Origin of the sequence: Neisseria sp. HMSC058F07, from assembly GCF_001810035.1 — a bacterium.
Lineage (GTDB): Bacteria > Pseudomonadota > Gammaproteobacteria > Burkholderiales > Neisseriaceae > Neisseria > Neisseria perflava.
This window is the reverse complement of record NZ_KV799693.1, coordinates 41,474-58,203: the sequence shown is the minus strand read 5'-3', so window position 1 is coordinate 58,203 and position 16,730 is coordinate 41,474. Positions and strand designations below refer to the sequence as shown.

The 16,730-nt window shown below is 50.2% G+C and carries 16 protein-coding genes; 8 read left to right on the top strand and 8 right to left on the bottom strand.

Annotation, left to right across the window (positions count from 1 at the left end; translation table 11 throughout):
* The first annotated feature begins 10 nt into the window (after window positions 1–10).
* Window positions 11–643: a DUF421 domain-containing protein gene (locus tag HMPREF2696_RS07095; protein WP_049336846.1), complete on the top strand. Its 633-nt coding sequence runs from the start codon at window positions 11–13 to the stop codon at window positions 641–643.
* Between the two features lie 72 nt (window positions 644–715).
* Here HMPREF2696_RS07095 and HMPREF2696_RS07090 read toward each other — a convergent pair whose 3' ends face one another.
* The 3 genes from HMPREF2696_RS07090 to HMPREF2696_RS07080 all read right to left on the bottom strand — a co-directional run bounded on the left by HMPREF2696_RS07090 (window position 716) and on the right by HMPREF2696_RS07080 (window position 3,549).
* Entirely contained in the window at window positions 716–1,087 is a 372-nt protein-coding gene (locus HMPREF2696_RS07090; RefSeq protein ID WP_049336845.1) for a DUF488 domain-containing protein, read from the bottom strand.
* 63 nt (window positions 1,088–1,150) lie between these two features.
* A complete protein-coding gene (gene trpC / locus HMPREF2696_RS07085) occupies window positions 1,151–1,933 on the bottom strand; it encodes an indole-3-glycerol phosphate synthase TrpC (RefSeq protein WP_070588209.1) in 783 nt (260 codons plus the stop codon).
* 143 nt (window positions 1,934–2,076) lie between these two features.
* Entirely contained in the window at window positions 2,077–3,549 is a 1,473-nt protein-coding gene (locus HMPREF2696_RS07080; protein ID WP_070588207.1) for a malate:quinone oxidoreductase, read from the bottom strand.
* A gap of 434 nt (window positions 3,550–3,983) precedes the next feature.
* On the opposite strand from HMPREF2696_RS07080, the gene HMPREF2696_RS07075 reads away from it, so the two are divergent.
* The 7 genes from HMPREF2696_RS07075 (at window position 3,984) to HMPREF2696_RS07050 (ending at window position 9,438) form a co-directional block, all read left to right on the top strand.
* Window positions 3,984–4,478 carry a hypothetical protein gene (locus HMPREF2696_RS07075; protein WP_070588206.1) on the top strand — a complete coding sequence of 165 codons (495 nt, stop codon included), beginning with the start codon at window positions 3,984–3,986 and terminating at the stop codon, window positions 4,476–4,478.
* An 82-nt stretch (window positions 4,479–4,560) separates the two neighbouring features.
* On the top strand, window positions 4,561–5,190 hold the full coding sequence (gene rsmG / locus HMPREF2696_RS07070) for a 16S rRNA (guanine(527)-N(7))-methyltransferase RsmG (RefSeq protein ID WP_036493627.1): 630 nt from the start codon (window positions 4,561–4,563) through the stop codon (window positions 5,188–5,190).
* A 67-nt stretch (window positions 5,191–5,257) separates the two neighbouring features.
* Window positions 5,258–6,028 (top strand): ParA family protein, encoded by a 771-nt coding sequence (locus tag HMPREF2696_RS07065; protein WP_049336841.1) that lies wholly within the window; start codon window positions 5,258–5,260, stop codon window positions 6,026–6,028.
* A 244-nt stretch (window positions 6,029–6,272) separates the two neighbouring features.
* Entirely contained in the window at window positions 6,273–7,331 is a 1,059-nt protein-coding gene (locus tag HMPREF2696_RS07060; protein ID WP_070588204.1) for a DNA cytosine methyltransferase, read from the top strand.
* Window positions 7,332–7,344: 13 nt separating this feature from the next.
* Window positions 7,345–8,412: an ATP-binding protein gene (locus HMPREF2696_RS11825; protein WP_249967840.1), complete on the top strand. Its 1,068-nt coding sequence runs from the start codon at window positions 7,345–7,347 to the stop codon at window positions 8,410–8,412.
* Window positions 8,413–8,435: 23 nt separating this feature from the next.
* The gene (locus HMPREF2696_RS11820) at window positions 8,436–9,008 is read left to right on the top strand and encodes a TIGR02391 family protein (RefSeq protein ID WP_249967839.1); all 573 of its coding nucleotides are present in this window, start codon (window positions 8,436–8,438) and stop codon (window positions 9,006–9,008) included.
* 7 nt (window positions 9,009–9,015) lie between these two features.
* On the top strand, window positions 9,016–9,438 hold the full coding sequence (locus HMPREF2696_RS07050; protein ID WP_070588203.1) for a very short patch repair endonuclease: 423 nt from the start codon (window positions 9,016–9,018) through the stop codon (window positions 9,436–9,438).
* Between the two features lie 22 nt (window positions 9,439–9,460).
* Here the strand turns inward: HMPREF2696_RS07050 and HMPREF2696_RS07045 are convergent, their stop codons facing one another.
* From HMPREF2696_RS07045 to nadD, 5 genes are all read right to left on the bottom strand, one after another.
* The gene (locus HMPREF2696_RS07045) at window positions 9,461–12,400 is read right to left on the bottom strand and encodes a DUF3418 domain-containing protein (protein WP_070588201.1); all 2,940 of its coding nucleotides are present in this window, start codon (window positions 12,398–12,400) and stop codon (window positions 9,461–9,463) included.
* Between the two features lie 65 nt (window positions 12,401–12,465).
* A complete protein-coding gene (lpt3, locus tag HMPREF2696_RS07040) occupies window positions 12,466–14,043 on the bottom strand; it encodes a lipooligosaccharide phosphoethanolamine transferase (RefSeq protein ID WP_141746356.1) in 1,578 nt (525 codons plus the stop codon).
* Window positions 14,044–14,172: 129 nt separating this feature from the next.
* Window positions 14,173–15,567 (bottom strand): ATP-dependent RNA helicase HrpA, encoded by a 1,395-nt coding sequence (hrpA, locus tag HMPREF2696_RS07035; RefSeq protein WP_004520228.1) that lies wholly within the window; start codon window positions 15,565–15,567, stop codon window positions 14,173–14,175.
* A 108-nt stretch (window positions 15,568–15,675) separates the two neighbouring features.
* Window positions 15,676–16,062, bottom strand: a complete 387-nt coding sequence (rsfS, locus tag HMPREF2696_RS07030; RefSeq protein ID WP_002246503.1) for a ribosome silencing factor — start codon at window positions 16,060–16,062, stop codon at window positions 15,676–15,678.
* A gap of 58 nt (window positions 16,063–16,120) precedes the next feature.
* Window positions 16,121–16,726 (bottom strand): nicotinate-nucleotide adenylyltransferase, encoded by a 606-nt coding sequence (gene nadD / locus HMPREF2696_RS07025; protein WP_004520227.1) that lies wholly within the window; start codon window positions 16,724–16,726, stop codon window positions 16,121–16,123.
* Window positions 16,727–16,730: the final 4 nt, after the last annotated feature.

Below are 16,730 nucleotides of genomic sequence, written 5' to 3'. Positions count from 1 at the left end.
ATACACACACATGGAAGCATACTCCCTGCTCGCCCTCAAACTACTGATGGGTATTTTAGGTTTGATTTTGCAAATCAACCTCTTAGGTAAAGGCAACCTCGCGCCGACCTCCGCCATGGACCAAGTGCAAAACTATGTACTCGGCGGCATCATCGGCGGCGTGATTTACAGCGACAGCGTCGGCCTGTTGCAATTTTTCCTCGTGCTGATTTTGTGGACGCTGTTGGTCTTGAGCCTGAAATTCATCAAAAACCACAACCGCTGGGTCAAATCCATCATTGACGGCAAATCCGTCTGGGTTATCGTCAACGGCAAAATCCAAACCGATGAATGCATGAAAAACGGCATCAGCGCACACGACCTCATGTTCAAACTCCGCGCCGCCGGCATCTACGAAATCTCTGCCGTCAAACGTGCCGTGATGGAACAAAACGGCCAGCTCGCCGTCATTAAGTACGGCGACGAAAGCCTGCGCTATCCGCTGATTACAGACGGCCAAGTTGACCCCGACATCCTCGAAATCATTAAGCGTGATGAAGAATGGCTGCAACAGGAACTCGACCGCCTCCACCTTGAAGCCTCACAAGTCTATATCGGCGAATACATAGACGGAAAATTGGTGGCACACCGTTATCCTTCTTGATTTGAAAATAGCAGGCCGTCTGAAACCTTGATTTCAGACGGCCTTTTTGTATTCAGCCCAAACACTGATTTTTTAATCGCGATATTCAAACGTTGTGCCCAAAAATTGAGCCAGTGCGGAGACGTGGGAATGTCGAGGGTCTTTGACGGCGGTCAGCAATAAAATATTGCCGTGCTGTTTTTCCAAATCCAGCAGCTGCTTGATGGCGGCCTGCTCGGCATCGCCTTGCAGCTCTTCATGATAACGGCTGACAAAACTGTCAAAATTCTCAGCCGGATTTTCGTGATACCAGCGGCGCAGGTTTGCACTGGGCGTAATGTCTTTCAGCCAGAGCGCCGTAGCGAAAACTTCTTTATGGACGCCGCGCGGATAGAGGCGGTCGATAAAGACGGCGGTTTGTTTAGAATCGGGTTGATAGGCGTAAATGCGCTGTACAGTAAACATTTTTTCTCGTCTCCAATGGATTCAGGCCGTCTGAAAATTCAGACGGCCTGATGTTTTTTAGGTTTAGAACAGTTTTTTGACTTCGGCTTCAATATCTTCGGCTCGCATAAAGGTTTCGCCGATCAGGAAAGTATGCACGCCGTGGCTGCGCATGAAATCGACGTCTTCTTTGTTGCGGATGCCGCTTTCAGTTACAACGGTTTTGCCGTTTAATTCAGGCAAGAGGTCGAGGGTTTGTTGCAGGGTCACTTCAAACGTACGCAGGTTGCGGTTGTTGACGCCCCACAGCGCTGTGGTCATGTTGCGGCATTTTTCCAGCTCGGACGCATCGTGCAACTCCAACAAGACAGTCATGCCCAATTCGTGGGCGACGGCTTCAAAACGCTCAAGCTGCTCGGCTTCCAATGCGGCGGCAATCAGAAGAACTGCATCTGCACCCCACGCGCGCGCCTGATAGATTTGGTATTCGTCGATGATAAAGTCTTTACGCAAGACCGGCAGCGCCACGGCCGCACGCGCCTGTTTCAAATACTCGGGCGAGCCTTGGAAGTAAGGTTCGTCCGTCAACACGGACAAGCAGGCCGCTCCGGCTTTTTCATAGGCAGCGGCGATTTCAGCAGGATGAAAATCAGGACGGATCAGGCCTTTGCTCGGGCTGGCTTTTTTGACTTCGGCAATAATGGCTGGCAGATTCTGCGCGTGTTTTTCACGGATCGAGCCGATAAAGCTGCGAACCGGCGCAGCAGCCTGCGCTTGGGCTTTGATGTCTTCCAAGGAAACGGCGGCTTTTTGGGCGGCTACTTCTTCTGCTTTGGTGGCAAGGATTTTGTTGAGAATATCGGTCATGGCGTTTTTCTATTGGGGCTGATTTTCGGGTTTGAATCGTACAACATGCTGTTGCAGATTAGATTTCAGACGGCCTGAATGCCGTTATTTTAATGGTTTGAAAAAAGGCGGGCAAGAATGCCCGCCTTTGTGTCTGCTTCAATTTAGTGATGAATGCCCAAAACGGTCGCGTTGTAGCTAATGATTTCGTCCGCCAAAGTCGGATTGTCGTTCAGCTTGATACCGTAGCCGGGCACCAATTCTTTCAGACGGCCTGACCATGATTCGGCATGACCTGGGAAGCATTGGTTGATCAGCTTAATCATCAAAGGTACGGCGGTTGATGCACCTGGGGACGCGCCCAGCAATGCGGCCAGCGAGCCGTCGGCATGGGCGACGATTTCGGTACCGAATTGGAGTACACCGCCTTTTTTCGGGTCTTTTTTAATGATTTGTACGCGTTGACCGGCGGTAATCAGTTCCCAATCGTCAGGATTGGCTTCCGGATAATACTCTAAGAGCGAAGTGAAGCGTTCTTCTTTGGTTTTACGCAATTCACCCAAGAGGTATTTGGTCAGCGGCATATTAGCCCAACCGGCGCGGAGCATAGGATAGAGGTTGTCCATGTGGATAGACATCGGCAAATCCATGAGCGAGCCTTGTTTGAGGAAGTTGGGACGGAAGCCTGCATACGGGCCGAACATCAAATGGCGTTGGCCGTCCACGTTGCGGGTATCCAAATGCGGAACGGACATAGGGGGCGCGCCGACGGAGGCTTGGCCGTACACTTTGGCGTTGTGTTGCGCGGCCGTTTCGGGATTGCTGTTGCGGAAGAAGAGGCCGGAAACAGGGAAGCCGCCGTAGCCTTTGCCTTCGGGGATACCGGATTTTTGCAGCAGGGTCAGTGCGCCGCCGCCTGCGCCGAGGAAGACGAAACGGGTGCGGAGTGTCAACGGGTCGTCATCGTCTTTGGTGCTGCTGGTTTTCAGCACCCATGCGCCGTCCGATTCGCGGTTGAGGTCGTCGACATGACGGTTGAATTTGATTTTTACGCCTTTGTCGCTCAAGTATTTGACCATCTGGCGGGTCAGGCTGCCGAAATCGACGTCTGTGCCTTCGGCGGAGTAGTTGGCGGCAATGGATTGGTTTTCATCACGGCCGTTGACAACCAGCGGCGCCCATTCGGCAATTTTGGCGCGGTCGGTAGAAAACTCCATTTTTTCAAAGAGTTTTTGGTTTTTGAACACGTCGAAACGTTTTTGCAGATAACTGCAATGGTCGGCGTTCATCACCAGCGACATATGGGGAACGGAATTGATGAAAGTGCGGTCGGTCAGTTTGCCTTCTTCGACCAAAGTCGCCCAAAATTGGCGGCTGATATGGAATTGTTCGGCAATATTGAGGGCACGGGTCGGATCGATCGTGCCGTCGGCAGTCAGGGGCGCATAGTTCAATTCACACAGCGCAGAGTGTCCCGTACCGGCATTATTCCATGCATTTGATGATTCCAACGCTACATCTTCCAAGCGTTCGATCAGGGTGATTTCCCAAGATGGTTCGAGTTCTTTGAGCAATACGCCCAAAGTGGCGCTCATAATGCCGCCGCCTACTAATACGACATCGGTTGCTTCAGCCATGGTTTTACTCCTACTAAAGTCAGGCATGGTTTGCCTTGTGGTTATCTATCATTATAAACAACTGATTTCATAGGAATTATTTTGTATTTTTGTTGTGTGTGAAACTTTTGTTGCCTGCTGAGTTTCCGAGCGTAAATGGCGGGAGGCAGTTTCGGTTTGGGTTCCAGATTTCAGGTCTTTATAATATGTTATTGAGAATTTAGTAGATTTTACGGAGAAATGCAAAGATTTTCTGTTCGGTTCATATAAAAATAAGAGATTAGGCCGTCTGAAAACGTTTTCTTAACCTTTATCCGCCAACGTTTGCTAAGAAAAAAGAATTTTTCATTTCTTTTTTAATTGACCGTTTTTGTCAGCAATTTCAGCGCTAACAAACGTGAATCAACCGCCAATCTGCTATCATTTCGACTTATCCCACAACAAGGCAAACCGCCATGTATCTGACACAAGAAAAACCCTACCGCCCCCTATTGGTCGCACTGATGTTCCTCACCCTGCCGCTGGCGATGATATTGCACAATATCGTGCAAATCGCCTTTTCAGACGGCCAAGGCCTGCTGATAACGGTCAAAGACGGCACATGGGCATGGCAAAGCGGTTGGCAGGACTCCGTTGCATGGTTCGTCTGCGGCATGTTTGCCTTCCTCAACCTGCCGATTGCCGGCGGACTGACCAAGCTGGCGTATAAAAAAATGATGCGCCGGCATTCGCGTTACGCCATCTTCCTTGCCGGGGTCGCAGCGTGTGCCTCGGCGGCGGCAGGATTGATTTTTGAAGCCATCTTAGGCAATGCCGCATTGGCCGGTATGCGCGGGCAAGGCGTGTTCTACTACACACTCTCCGTATGGATCATCGCCATGCTGACCCTGCCCAAACAGCTCACGCGCGCACCGGAGCAGCCCATCGTCTTTCACAAGATGAAACGTTGATTCAACAGGCGCAAACATTTTCAGACGGCATGCTTTCCGTTACCATTACATCCAACGCGTTTTAACCAATAAGGAATAACAAATGAATCAGGCGCAACAGCTCCGCGACGGCATACAGGCACTGGGTTTGGACATCGACGAAGCCAAACAGGCCAAACTTCTAGACTATGCCGCCCTGCTGCAAAAGTGGAACAAAACCTACAACCTGACCGCCCTGCGCGATCCCGCCCAAACCGTCAGCCACCACCTGCTCGACAGCCTGACCCTCCTGCCCTATATCGAACACGCGCAAACCATGCTCGACGTCGGCTCCGGCGGCGGACAGCCCGGCATACCCACCGCCATCTGCCGCCCCGACCTCGACATCACCCTCCTCGATGCCAACACCAAAAAAACCGCCTTTTTACAACAAGCCGTCATCGAACTCGGCCTTAAAAACGTCCGCGTCATCAGCGGCCGCGTAGAAGCCGCCGCCGACTGCCGCGCCGACGTCATCACCAGCCGCGCCTTTGCCGAACTCGCCGACTTCGTCAACTGGACAGAGCACCTCCTCAAAGACGGCGGCTACTGGGCGGCCATGAAAGGCGTATACCCGCAAGAAGAAATCGACAAACTGCCCGAAAGCGTCGCCGTCGAAAAAGTCGAAGCATTGCACGTTCCCCAACTCAATGCCGAACGCCATATCGTCATCATCCGCAAAAAGGCCGTCTGAAAACAACCCAAGCATACCGAATAACGGTACAATCCAGCCATCCACACTTAACACGACAGCAAAGCACATGAGCGCACAAATCCTCGCCGTCGCCAACCAAAAAGGCGGAGTCGGCAAAACCACCACCACCGTCAACCTAGCCGCCTCCCTGGCCTCCAAAGGCCGCCGCGTCCTCGTCGTCGACCTCGACCCACAAGGCAACGCCACCACAGGCAGCGGCATCAACAAAGCCACCATCGAAAACGGCGTTTACCAAGTTGTCCTCGGCGAAACCGACATCCCCAACGCCGTCGTCCGCAGCAAAGAAGGCGGCTACGACGTATTGGGCGCCAACCGCACACTGGCCGGCGCAGAAGTCGAACTCGTCCAAGAAATCGCACGCGAAATCCGCCTTAAAAACGCCCTGCAGCTCGTTGCCGACGACTACGACTACGTCCTCATCGACTGCCCCCCATCCCTTACCCTGCTCACCCTCAACGGCTTAGTTGCCGCCAACGGCGTCATCGTCCCCATGCTTTGCGAATACTACGCCCTTGAAGGCATCTCCGACCTCGTGGCCACCGTCCGCAAAATCCGCCAAGCCATCAACCCCGACCTCGACGTAACCGGCATCGTCCGCACCATGTACGACAGCCGCAGCCGCCTTGTCGTCGAAGTCAGCGAACAGCTCAAACAACACTTCGGCAACCTGCTCTTCGATACCGTCATCCCCCGCAACATCCGCCTTGCCGAAGCCCCCAGCCACGGCCTTCCCGCCCTCGCCTACGATGCCCACGCCAAAGGCACCCAAGCTTATCTCGACTTGGCTGACGAACTGATTGCACGGTTGGAAAAATAAATAGAAATATGAATATAAAAAGGCCGTCTGAAAGTTGGGAAATACTTTCAGACGGCCTTTGGTTTGATTGGGAAGAATATTTTTTCAGAAGACTGCGTGCGTGCCTTTGGGTGCACACGCGGCTTGATGCAAGCTACGGTTTACTATACAGACCACACTAGTTAAAAAATTAATTTTTCTTGATAAACAACAAATTATATGTTATACAAAACAAATTTTTACTAATGCATTTATTTAAATAAAAATGAAGAATGGTACTTTTTTAAAAGCAATTGATTTTTTCTGTGGTGGCGGAGGAATGAGCTATGGAATGCAATCTGCTGGCATCAAAGTTCTAGCTGGAATAGATTACGAACCTAGCTGCAAAGAAACATATGAAGCCAATATAGATGCCAAATTTATACAGGCTGATATTTTTGAATTGCAGCCTGAAACATTGGAAAAAGAACTCGGCTTAAAAAAAGATGATGATGATTTGATTCTTATAGGTTGTAGTCCTTGTCAATATTGGAGCGTTATTCAAACAGACAAACGAAAATCGGAAAAATCCAAGAGTTTGCTTTTGGAGTTTCAACGGTTTGTAGAATATTTTAATCCCGGATATGTTGTTGTGGAGAATGTTCCGGGAATTCTGAGCAGGATGAAAGAAAGCGGGCTTGATAATTTCATAAAATTATTGGAAGAAAAAGGATTTACCGTCCATTTCGGTATTCACAATACGGCTGATTACGGAATTCCCCAAAGTCGTAAGAGGTTTACTTTGATTGCAAACAGAATAACCAAAGAAAAGCTGGAGCCGGTCAAGTATTCGGGCAAACGGCTTACGGTGCGCGATGTTTTGGGAATGGAAAACGGCTTTCCGAAAATTATTGCGGGGCACCAAGATGAAACAGACTTTATGCATAGCTGTGCGGGATTATCCGATATCAATCTGAAACGATTGGCTTTGATACCTAAAAACGGAGGAAATCGTTTGGCTTTTGCACATATTCCCGAATTGCAGCTGAAATGTTTTATCGGGAAAGATGATAGCTTTAAGGATACGTTTGGTAGGCTATGGTGGGATAAACCCGCACCTACCATAACGACCAAATTCTTTAGTATTTCCAACGGACGGTTTGTCCATCCCGAAGAAGACAGGGCGTTATCCCTGCGCGAAGGTGCAACATTGCAATCGTTCCCTCGTAACTATGTCTTTAAAGCTGGTAGCAGGGACAAAATAGCCCGTTTGATTGGTAATGCCGTTCCTCCGATGTATGCGGAAAAAATAGGTAGGGCAATTGTTGATAATATCGAATGTTAGAAAAGGAGAAAACATGTCTGAAGAAAAATTGAAAATGAGTTTCGAGCCAACCGTAATCGAACATTTGGGTGTAAAGATGTATTCGCACACTGTTCCTGCGATTGCCGAGTTGATAGCGAATGCCTACGATGCATGTGCCACGGAAGTGGAAGTTAGGTTATTCGATACACCGGAGCATAAAATCGTTATTAAAGATAATGGTATAGGAATGAGCTTCGATGAAATCAATGATTTTTATTTGAGAATCGGTCGAAACAGAAGGGAAGAAAAACAAGCCTCACCGTGCGGAAGAATTCCAACGGGTAAAAAAGGTCTTGGTAAATTAGCATTATTCGGGCTGGGTAACAAAATTGAAATCTCTACTATTCAAGGAAACGAACGGGTTACTTTTACTTTGGATTATGCAGAGATTCGAAGAAGTAAGGGTATTTATCAACCGGAGTTTCGAAAAGAATCTGTTGAATCCAATATCGAAAGCGGAACAACCATAACTTTAACCGAACTGACGAAAAAACAAGGATATCCGTTAGATAATTATGTAGAGCATCTTGCCCGCTTGTTTGATTTTCCAGCCCGGGATTTCCAAATTAAAATGAGCTTGAACGGCTCGGAATCAAGAACTATTGACGGAAACCTTAAATATGATCTTTTAACTCCTGAGTTTGAATGGGAATACGAGGATTTAATAACAGACATACCTGTTTTATCTACAAAATTCGAACAATATAAATTCGGTGAATTAATAAAAGGCAAATTTATCACGACGGAAAGGCCATTAAAGAATAATATGAAAGGTATTACGTTGTTTGCTAATGGCAGAATGGTAAATACCCCTGAATTCTTTATAGATAGCGCATCCAGCCATTTTTACTCATATCTGACAGGATGGTTAAGTGTTGATTTTATAGATAATGATAGCGAAGATTTAATTGCTACTGACAGGACATCATTGGATTGGAAACATCCTAAAACTTCACAGTTGCGCGTTTCCTTGGAGAAATCGTTCGTGTTCTTGAGCAAGCTTGGAGAAAAAAAAGAAAAGAGAAAAGAAATGAGAATGTTAAACAAAGCACTGGGTTAGATGTTAATAATTGGCAAAGCAAATTGCCTGAAGAAATAAAGGGGTCGGTCAAAGAAATATTGGATCATATTGATGAGGCCGAACTGCCTAAAGTTGAACACACAAAAGTAGTCGGGGTATTGCACAAGTTAGTCCCTGAATATCCCTATTATCATTGGCGAGGTTTACATTCGGAAATACAAAATGCGTCTAAGCATTATTATGAACAGCAAAATTACTATCAAGCATTTTTAGAAAGCGCAAAAAGATATATTTCGAATACTCGAGATAGATCGGGATGTCATCAGTCTAGAGATCAGGGGCTCATGGGTGAAGTATTTGGTATGGAAAAGAGAGAAGGAAAGCAAAAGTTAAAGGTAACAACTAAGTATCAAAGACCTAATGGGCAAAAATTTTCTGATGATACTTTGACATCGATAGAGGAGGGGCAAAAATATCTTTCAATGGGAGTTGTCACGGGATGTCGTAACCCTGTTGCACATGTCGAATTTGTAGATTTAAAAGACTCTGGTCTATTTACTGAAAAAGATTGTTTAGATGCTCTTGGATTACTATCTCATTTACAAAGGCGGTTAGAGGATTCTGAATTGGAATAATGGTTAAATGGTTGATATTTTAACCCCGTCCCAACGTTCTTTCGTGATGTCAAAAATTCACAGTAAAGAAACCAAACCTGAAATATTGGTAAGGAAATTTCTTTTTTCCCAAGGTTTCCGTTATCGAAAAAATGATAAACGCTATGCAGGCAAACCGGATATCGTTTTACCGAAATATAAAACAGTCGTGTTTATACACGGCTGTTTTTGGCATGGGCACTCTTGCAGTAAAGGGCATATCCCGAAAAGCAATACGGATTTTTGGTTGGAAAAAATCACAAAAAATCGCGAACGTGATATTAAAAATGAAATCGAGCTGGAAAAGATTGGTTTCAAAGTGATTGTCGTTTGGGAGTGCGAATTAAAAAATAAAGCTATCTGTAGGGAGCGATTAAATCGGTTGGTCGAGGAAATAAAAGATGCCGTCTGAAAAAATCAGACGGCATCTTCCTTTAATTAAGTCCATCCCATACCTTCATCAACCTCTTCACCGACACCGGATACGGTGTCTTCAACTCTTGCGCAAACAACGATACCCTCAATTCTTCAATCATCCATTTAAACCCAGCAAGGCCGTCTGAAATGGGGAGGCCTTGTTTTATCAAGCTGTCGGTTTTCTCCTGCCATATTTGTTCCAGCTCTTGGATATCGGCTTCGCGGGCTGCGTCGCGGGCGGGGTTGCTGCTGTATTTTTCGAGGCGCAGGGTCATGGCTTTGAGGTAGATGGGCAGGCGCGGCCATTGTGCCCACGGGGTGCGGGTGGCGAAGCCGGCGGCGAGCAGGGTTTGCAGGCGTAGTCTTAGGAGGTGGGTCAATGGATGTTTGCCGAGTTTGCCATTCAGTTCGGCGTAGGCGGCGGCGGTTTCCTGCAAGTAGCGGCCGAGGGCTTCTTTGACGGCGGGCAGGCGGCTGCGAGCGCGTTTGATTTGCTCTTTGAAGGCTTTTTCGTTGCGCGGCAGCTCGTCTTCGCCGATAAAGGCGCGGTCGCAAACGGCTTGGGTGAGGTCGTCGCGCAGGGTGTCAGCGTTGATGTGTTTGAGCAGCATGGCGGCTTGGGTAAAGCCTTGGATGCCTTTGTTCAAATCTTTTACCTGCTCTTTTAATTGCAGCTTCATCAATTCGATTACGCCTTGACGGTGTGCCTGTTCGGCGGCTTCTATGGTGTCGAACAGGCGCAGGGCGATGCGGCCGTCTTTTTCTTTTTGCAGGCCGAGGTAGCCGGTGAGCTGTTGCTTGCCGCGTGCGAATTTGATGGATTCGGGCAGGGTGCCGATGTCCCATGTGGTCACGTTGTCGCGCTCAAATTCTTGGGTGTTGTCGCGGAAAGTGACGGCGGCGGCTTGGCCGAGTTGTTGTTGCAATTCATGCAGTTTGCGGCCGCCGGCAAGCTCTTGTCCGCCGTCGTCGATAATGCGCAGATTCAGATAGCAGTGTTCGGGCAATTCTTGCGCCGCCCATGCGTCTTGGTCGATTTGCTCGAGAATCCGCATATCGCCGGCACTTTTGGCGATAAAGTGCGCCAACTGGGGAATGATGGCCGCTTGGCGGTCGGGATTGCTTTCGAGAAATTTGGTGATGAAATCGGGTACGGGCACGCAAATGCGGCGGATTTGCTTCGGCAGGGCTTTAATCAGCAGCTGGATTTTTTCGCGCAACATACCGGGCACCAGCCATTCGAGCGACGGCGCGTGCAGGCGGTTGAGGACGGTCAGCGGCACGGTCATGGTCACGCCGTCGAGCGGATGGTGCGGCTCGAAGCGGTAGGAAAGTTTGAACTTGCCGTCTGCGGTTTGCCAGAATTTGGGGAATTGCTCTTCGGTAATGTGTGCGGCGGCGTGTTGCATCAGATCGTCGCGGCTGAGGAACAGCAGGCGCGGATTGTCGCGCTCGGCGGTTTTGAGCCAGGCTTCAAAGGTGCGGATATCGGCAAGGGGCAAAGGTTTCAGACGGCCTTTTTGAGATGCAGGCTGCTTTTTGGGTTTGGGGTCGTCTGAAACATTTTGTAGGGTGTGTGAACTCGGTTCACGCTCGCGGCTGGACGCATCTTTGGAATCCGCGTGCGCAGCTTGCACCACACGCCCTGCGTTGCGCTGGTTTGCTTGTCCGTTTTGATCGGCCATTTTGTCCGACTGGGTTTGTCCGCCCTCTTCGCTTCCCCAAACGCCGCCTTTCGCGTCTTTCCACACCAGCTCGGGCAGGCGTTCGTTATAAAACGCAAACAGGGCTTCGTCATCGACCAATACGTCTTGCTTGCGCGATTTGTGTTCGAGTTCGGTAATTTCTTTAATCAGCTTTTTATTGTGTGCAAAAAAGGCCGTCTGAAGATTGCTTTCCTGCGCCACCAATGCGCCGCGGATAAAGATTTCGCGCGCTTCTTCGGGCGCAACTTTGCCGTAAGACACGGGGCGGCGCGGCAATACGGTCAGGCCGTAAAGCGTCACGCGTTCGCTGGCGACGACTTCGCCGCGTTTTTGTTCCCAATGCGGCTCGAAATAATGGTAGCGGACGAGGTGCAGCGCTTCCTGCTCGATCCATTCGGGCTGGATAACGGCGACATCGCGCGCGTAAAGGCGCGTGGTTTCAACCAATTCTGCCGCCATCACCCATTTGGGTTTGGCTTTGAACAGGGCTGATGCAGGGAAAAGGTGGAAACGGCTGCCGCGCGCGCCGGTGTAGTCGTTGCCGTCGGGCGATTTCATGCCGACGTTGGCGATAAGACCGGTCAGCAGGGCGCGGTGGATTTGTTCGTAGCCGGCTTCTTTGGCGGCACGGACTTGGGCGCGATGTTGTTTCTTATCCAGTTGTTTTTGTTTGAGCTTGGCCGCCAAATCTTGGTCGCCTTGGCTTTCAGACGGTCTTAATTGCTCTTGGGAAGGAGGTTGTCGAAACGCGGCTTCTTTGGTGGTCAAACCCATTTCAATCGCGGTTTGGGCAAGCTGGTGGTGCAGCTCGCGCCATTCGCGCATGCGCAGGTGCGACAGGAAATATTGGCGGCACCATTGCACCAGCTGCTTGTTAGACAAACCTTTGTCGCGTTCGCGCTGGAAGCTGTCCCAAATATTCAGATAGGCAAGGAAATCGGATTGCTTGTCGGTAAAGCGTTCATGCGCCTTGGCCGCGGCATCGCGGGCCTCCAGCGGCCGCTCGCGCGGGTCTTGAATCGACAGCGCGGACGCGATCACCAATATTTCCGCCATGCAGTCGTGTTTCTTTGCCGCCAGCAAAATGCGCGCGATTTTCGGGTCAATGGGCAGGCGCGCCATTTGTTCGCCGAGCTTGGTCAGACGGTAGCGCGTATTGCCCGAACTGTTTTGCAGGCCGTCTGAAACATTGGCTGGATTGGACCGTGCATCAATGCCTGATCCACGTACTTGGTTTTTCATATTTTGCATAGTCTTGTCGGTCGGGCATCTTCCCCGACATCATCTAAATTTGTCTTTATTGGTTTTCACGCCGCTTATTGCGGATAAACATATTCCGCCTTACCGTCGCGAATGTTTAAGCTGCCTGCATCGCCCGTAATCAGGTTGCCCGTTACCGAGCCTTCGCTACAACCTGAAACCGGCATATCGTAGCCCAGTGTGTGAATCAGGAACGTTGAAAGTTGCTGATGGAAAGCAATCTCACAAGGTGCAAAAGCCTGGTTGGCAGCCTGTTGCACGGCCTTATCCGGGCTGTACAACACCAGCGGCACGAGATAGCTGTCGGGCTGCACCGTGCCTTGATTGTAGGTATCCTGGCGCACATACTGGCCATGATCGGAGGTATAGGCAAACAGCCAGTTGCCGTCAGGCTGCTTTTGCAGCTGCTCGAATACGGTTTGAATCATTTGGTCGGTTTTGTGGATGGTGTTGTCGTACTTATCCACAATATTGGCTTCGCCGAATACTTTATCTTGAGGCTGCAACAATGCGCCGTATGGGACGTGCGAACCGCGTTGGTGTAACACGATAAAATGCTTGCCCTGCTGCAAATTGATTTTGTCGAACAAGGGCAGCAGCTTCTCATCAGGCATATTGTCGCCGTTGCCGTAGCCCAGCTGCGTCGGCTGAATCAGATGGTCTATCCATTTCTTACCGATTAAGTTCAAAATCGCCATCTCATTTTCCGCCTGCGCGCTATAAAAATACGTTTCATAGCCCTGCTCTTTGGCGAGGCGGAACATATTGGTATCGCCGCTGCTGATTTGCTCGTAGCCGTTGGCATGCGGTATCGCATTGAAAAAGCTGGGCAGAGACACAGCCGTCATCAAAGCGGCGGAATAGCTTTGCTTCACAATCGGCTTAAAGTCGGCTTGCGAAAGCTGGGTTAAAAACGGCGAAGTCTCGCGTCCGTAACCAAACAGTTTCAAATGCGTCGCGCTTTCACTTTCGCCCATAATCAGGACGATATTTTGAACACTGCCCTGCCCGATTTTGCTTGGCGCAGACTGTTTGAACACAGGAATCTTGCTTAAATCAAACAACTGATACGGCAACACGCGCCCGACAAAATAGCCAAAGCTGAAATAATTGGCTTTGATGCGGCTGTATGTTGGTTTGGGCGAAATACCGTGTTCCTGCGTCGTACTGAATGAACGTCCAAAAATCAGCAACATCGCCGCAATAAACAAAATATCGGCAGCAAAATGCGTCTTACGGCGGAACTTGGCAAGGCTGCAAAACAGCACGACTTCCAACACGCCCCACAACACAGGCAGCCACAACTTATCCAACATCGACGCGCCCGCGCTGCCAACTTCGGTAACCTCTTTCAGCATCAGCCAATAATTAATGCCCGTTATCCAACTTTGATAAACCGCGTAATGCACATTGTTGGCAATGATGCTGAGCGCAAAAAACAACGCAATCAGCAACCGTGAAGCCTTATAACGCGCAAACAGATACAGCGCAGCAATCACAAATGTCAGCGCAAACGTTTCTGCAATTTTTGCCGCCGGCAGAGTTTCAATTCCGAATACAAAGCGATAGGCAATTTCGCTGGCAGTAAGTAAAGACGAATACAGAACAAGCGTGAGGAAAGATTTTTTCATCATTAATATTTCACAATAAAAAATTTACCGATTGAGTTTTAAAACCCAATATTCCCTTTTCAATAGTTTTTAGTTTCTCAATGATTTAGGCCGTCTGAAAATGAAACATAATCTACCATTTTCTTTTACTTTTCAGATGGCCTCCACCGCACCCAACTCCAGTAATACCTGAAAACCGTCATTGATATACCGCGAATCGGGCATTTCTAAAAATGGGAATGCTGCTACGTCGCCCAAGTTCAGCGATGCCATGCGTAGGATGACGGCGGCTAGGTTGCTGCGGACGATTTCGGGGGCGGTAAATTCGGGGCGGCTGTTGAAATCTTCTTCTGAAAACAGTCGGATACACACGCCTGCGGAGACGCGTCCGCAGCGGCCGGAGCGTTGGCAGGCGGCAGCTTGGGAGATTTTTTCGACATGAAGCTGCTCCACTTTCGCCCGTGCGGAATAGCGTTTGACGCGCGCGAGGCCGGTGTCGATGACGTATTTAATGCCCGGTACGGTGAGCGAGGTTTCGGCGACGTTGGTTGCCAGCACGATGCGGCGTTTTGCGCCTGATGGGTGGAAGATTTTGTGCTGCTCGGCGTGCGACAGGCGTGCGAATAGGGGCAGGATTTCGTCGTTGCGGCGCAGCGTGGATTTGCGCAGGGCTTCGGCGGCTTCGCGGATTTCGCGCTCGCCCGGCAGGAACACCAAAATATCGCCTTCGCCATAGCGTACCAATTCGTCGGCTGCATCGACAATTGCGTCGGTCAGCTCGACTTCTGCGTCGTCTTCGTCTTTGCTGGTCAGCGGTCGGTAGAGGATTTCGACGGGATACGTCCGTCCGCTCACTTCTAAAACAGGGGCACCGTTGAAGTGTTGGGAGAAGCGTTCTGCATCTATCGTTGCCGAGGTGATGATGACTTTCAAATCAGGGCGGCGCGGCAGCAGCTGTTTCAAATAGCCCAAGAGGAAGTCGATGTTCAGGCTGCGTTCGTGCGCTTCGTCGATGATAATCGTGTCGTATGCGGCGAGATAATGGTCGGTCTGGGTTTCTGCCAGCAGGATGCCGTCGGTCATCAACTTGACGCAGGCATCGCGCGAGGTGTGGTCGGTAAAGCGCACTTTATAGCCGACCGCGTTGCCGATTTCGGATTTCAGCTCTTCGGCAATCCGCTCTGCTACGGAACGCGCAGCCAAACGGCGCGGCTGGGTATGCCCGATCAATCCTGCCGCCCCACGCCCGAGTTCCAAACAAATCTTGGGCAACTGCGTGGTTTTGCCCGAACCGGTTTCGCCGCAAATAATCGTTACCTGATTTTCGGCAATGGCTTTTTTGATTTCGTCGAGCTTTTCGTGAACGGGCAGCGTGTTGTCGAATTCGGGCTTGGGCAGTTTGGACAGGCGTTGCAGATAGAGGTCGTGCGATTTTTTGTATTTTTCCTCAACCTTGGCCAGGCCGCCGTATTTATTGGGGTTCTTAAAGGCAGATCGCAGAAAATGGCGGTCTTTGGAGAGGGTTTGGGCGAAATCGGGTTGCGGCATGATGGTGCAATGAATTAAATAATGTGAAAAGAATGGAATTATAGCAAAAGGCCGTCTGAAACTTGCTTGCTTTCAAGTTTCAGACGGCCTTTGTATGGATAAACCGTTTTAGTCGGCGGCGTGCCAAGGTTTTTGCATACCGGCGTGGAAACTCGGTTTTTCTCCGCCCCACAAGGTGTCGATGTCGTAGAAGTCGCGCACGGCAGGGAGCATGACGTGGACAACGAGGTCGCCTGCGTCGACAAGCGTCCATTCGCCGCTGTCGCCTTCGGTGCTGAGGATTTCAAAACCGGCTTCTTTCAAATCGACGGCAACGTTATTTGCCAGTGCTTTGACTTGGCGTGTGCTGTCGCCGCTGGCAATAATCATGCGGGCGAACAGGGAGGTTTTGTCTTGGGTTTCCAAAACAGAGATGTCTTTGGCTTTAATGTCTTCGAGGGCGTTTACGGCCACTTCGACCATTTTTTGCAGGTCTTGCAATTCTTGTTCGTTCATTATTTTCCTAGTTGAAATGTTTTCAGACGGCATTATAGCTTATCTGCCTGAATAAACGCTATTTTCCATAGAGTTTGTGTTGGCGGATGTATTGGGCGACCGGTTGCGGCAGGCCGTCTGAATGGTGGGTTTTGGCGAGATCGGCACGGATTTGGGTGGAGCTGGTGTTGTGCAGCGGCGCGTTGAGGATGCGGACGCTGCCGTTTTGCAGGGCTTCGCCGAGCCATGCGTGCAATTCGCGCGGGGTTTTGTTGAGGTTGTCGCCTTGGCGCATGGCGATGGCGATATGGGTCTGGCGCACGAGGGTTTGCCATTTTTTCCATGTGTGCAGCTGCATCAGGCTGTCGCTGCCCATCAGCCACCACAGTTGCGCGCCAGGAAACTGCTGGCGGAAGATTTGGACGGTGTCAAACGTATAAGTCGCGCCGTCGCGGACGATGTCGCAGTCACTGGCGGCGAATTTCGGCTCGTCGGCGATGGCGAGTTCGACCATATTGAGGCGCTCTTGTGCCGGCGTGCGCGTGCTGTCTTTGTGGTACGGGTCGCCTGCCGGCAGGAAGACGACAAGGTCCAAACTGATTTCGTCGGCGAAGGCGCGGGCGATGTGGAGGTGGCCGTTGTGGATGGGGTCAAACGTGCCGCCGAATAATCCGATGTTTTTCATTTCG

Coding starts and splice junctions, on each gene's coding strand:
- HMPREF2696_RS07095 (WP_049336846.1), top strand. CDS start 11: ATGGAAGCATACTCCCTGCTCGCCCTCAAACTACTGATGGGTATTTTA.
- HMPREF2696_RS07060 (WP_070588204.1), top strand. CDS start 6,273: ATGAAGAATGGTACTTTTTTAAAAGCAATTGATTTTTTCTGTGGTGGC.
- HMPREF2696_RS07090 (WP_049336845.1), bottom strand. CDS start 1,087: ATGTTTACTGTACAGCGCATTTACGCCTATCAACCCGATTCTAAACAA.
- rsfS (WP_002246503.1), bottom strand. CDS start 16,062: ATGAACGAACAAGAATTGCAAGACCTGCAAAAAATGGTCGAAGTGGCC.
- HMPREF2696_RS07045 (WP_070588201.1), bottom strand. CDS start 12,400: ATGCAAAATATGAAAAACCAAGTACGTGGATCAGGCATTGATGCACGG.
- HMPREF2696_RS07065 (WP_049336841.1), top strand. CDS start 5,258: ATGAGCGCACAAATCCTCGCCGTCGCCAACCAAAAAGGCGGAGTCGGC.
- HMPREF2696_RS07075 (WP_070588206.1), top strand. CDS start 3,984: ATGTATCTGACACAAGAAAAACCCTACCGCCCCCTATTGGTCGCACTG.
- nadD (WP_004520227.1), bottom strand. CDS start 16,726: ATGAAAAACATCGGATTATTCGGCGGCACGTTTGACCCCATCCACAAC.
- lpt3 (WP_141746356.1), bottom strand. CDS start 14,043: ATGATGAAAAAATCTTTCCTCACGCTTGTTCTGTATTCGTCTTTACTT.
- HMPREF2696_RS11825 (WP_249967840.1), top strand. CDS start 7,345: ATGTCTGAAGAAAAATTGAAAATGAGTTTCGAGCCAACCGTAATCGAA.
- hrpA (WP_004520228.1), bottom strand. CDS start 15,567: ATGCCGCAACCCGATTTCGCCCAAACCCTCTCCAAAGACCGCCATTTT.
- HMPREF2696_RS07080 (WP_070588207.1), bottom strand. CDS start 3,549: ATGGCTGAAGCAACCGATGTCGTATTAGTAGGCGGCGGCATTATGAGC.
- HMPREF2696_RS07050 (WP_070588203.1), top strand. CDS start 9,016: ATGGTTGATATTTTAACCCCGTCCCAACGTTCTTTCGTGATGTCAAAA.
- trpC (WP_070588209.1), bottom strand. CDS start 1,933: ATGACCGATATTCTCAACAAAATCCTTGCCACCAAAGCAGAAGAAGTA.
- rsmG (WP_036493627.1), top strand. CDS start 4,561: ATGAATCAGGCGCAACAGCTCCGCGACGGCATACAGGCACTGGGTTTG.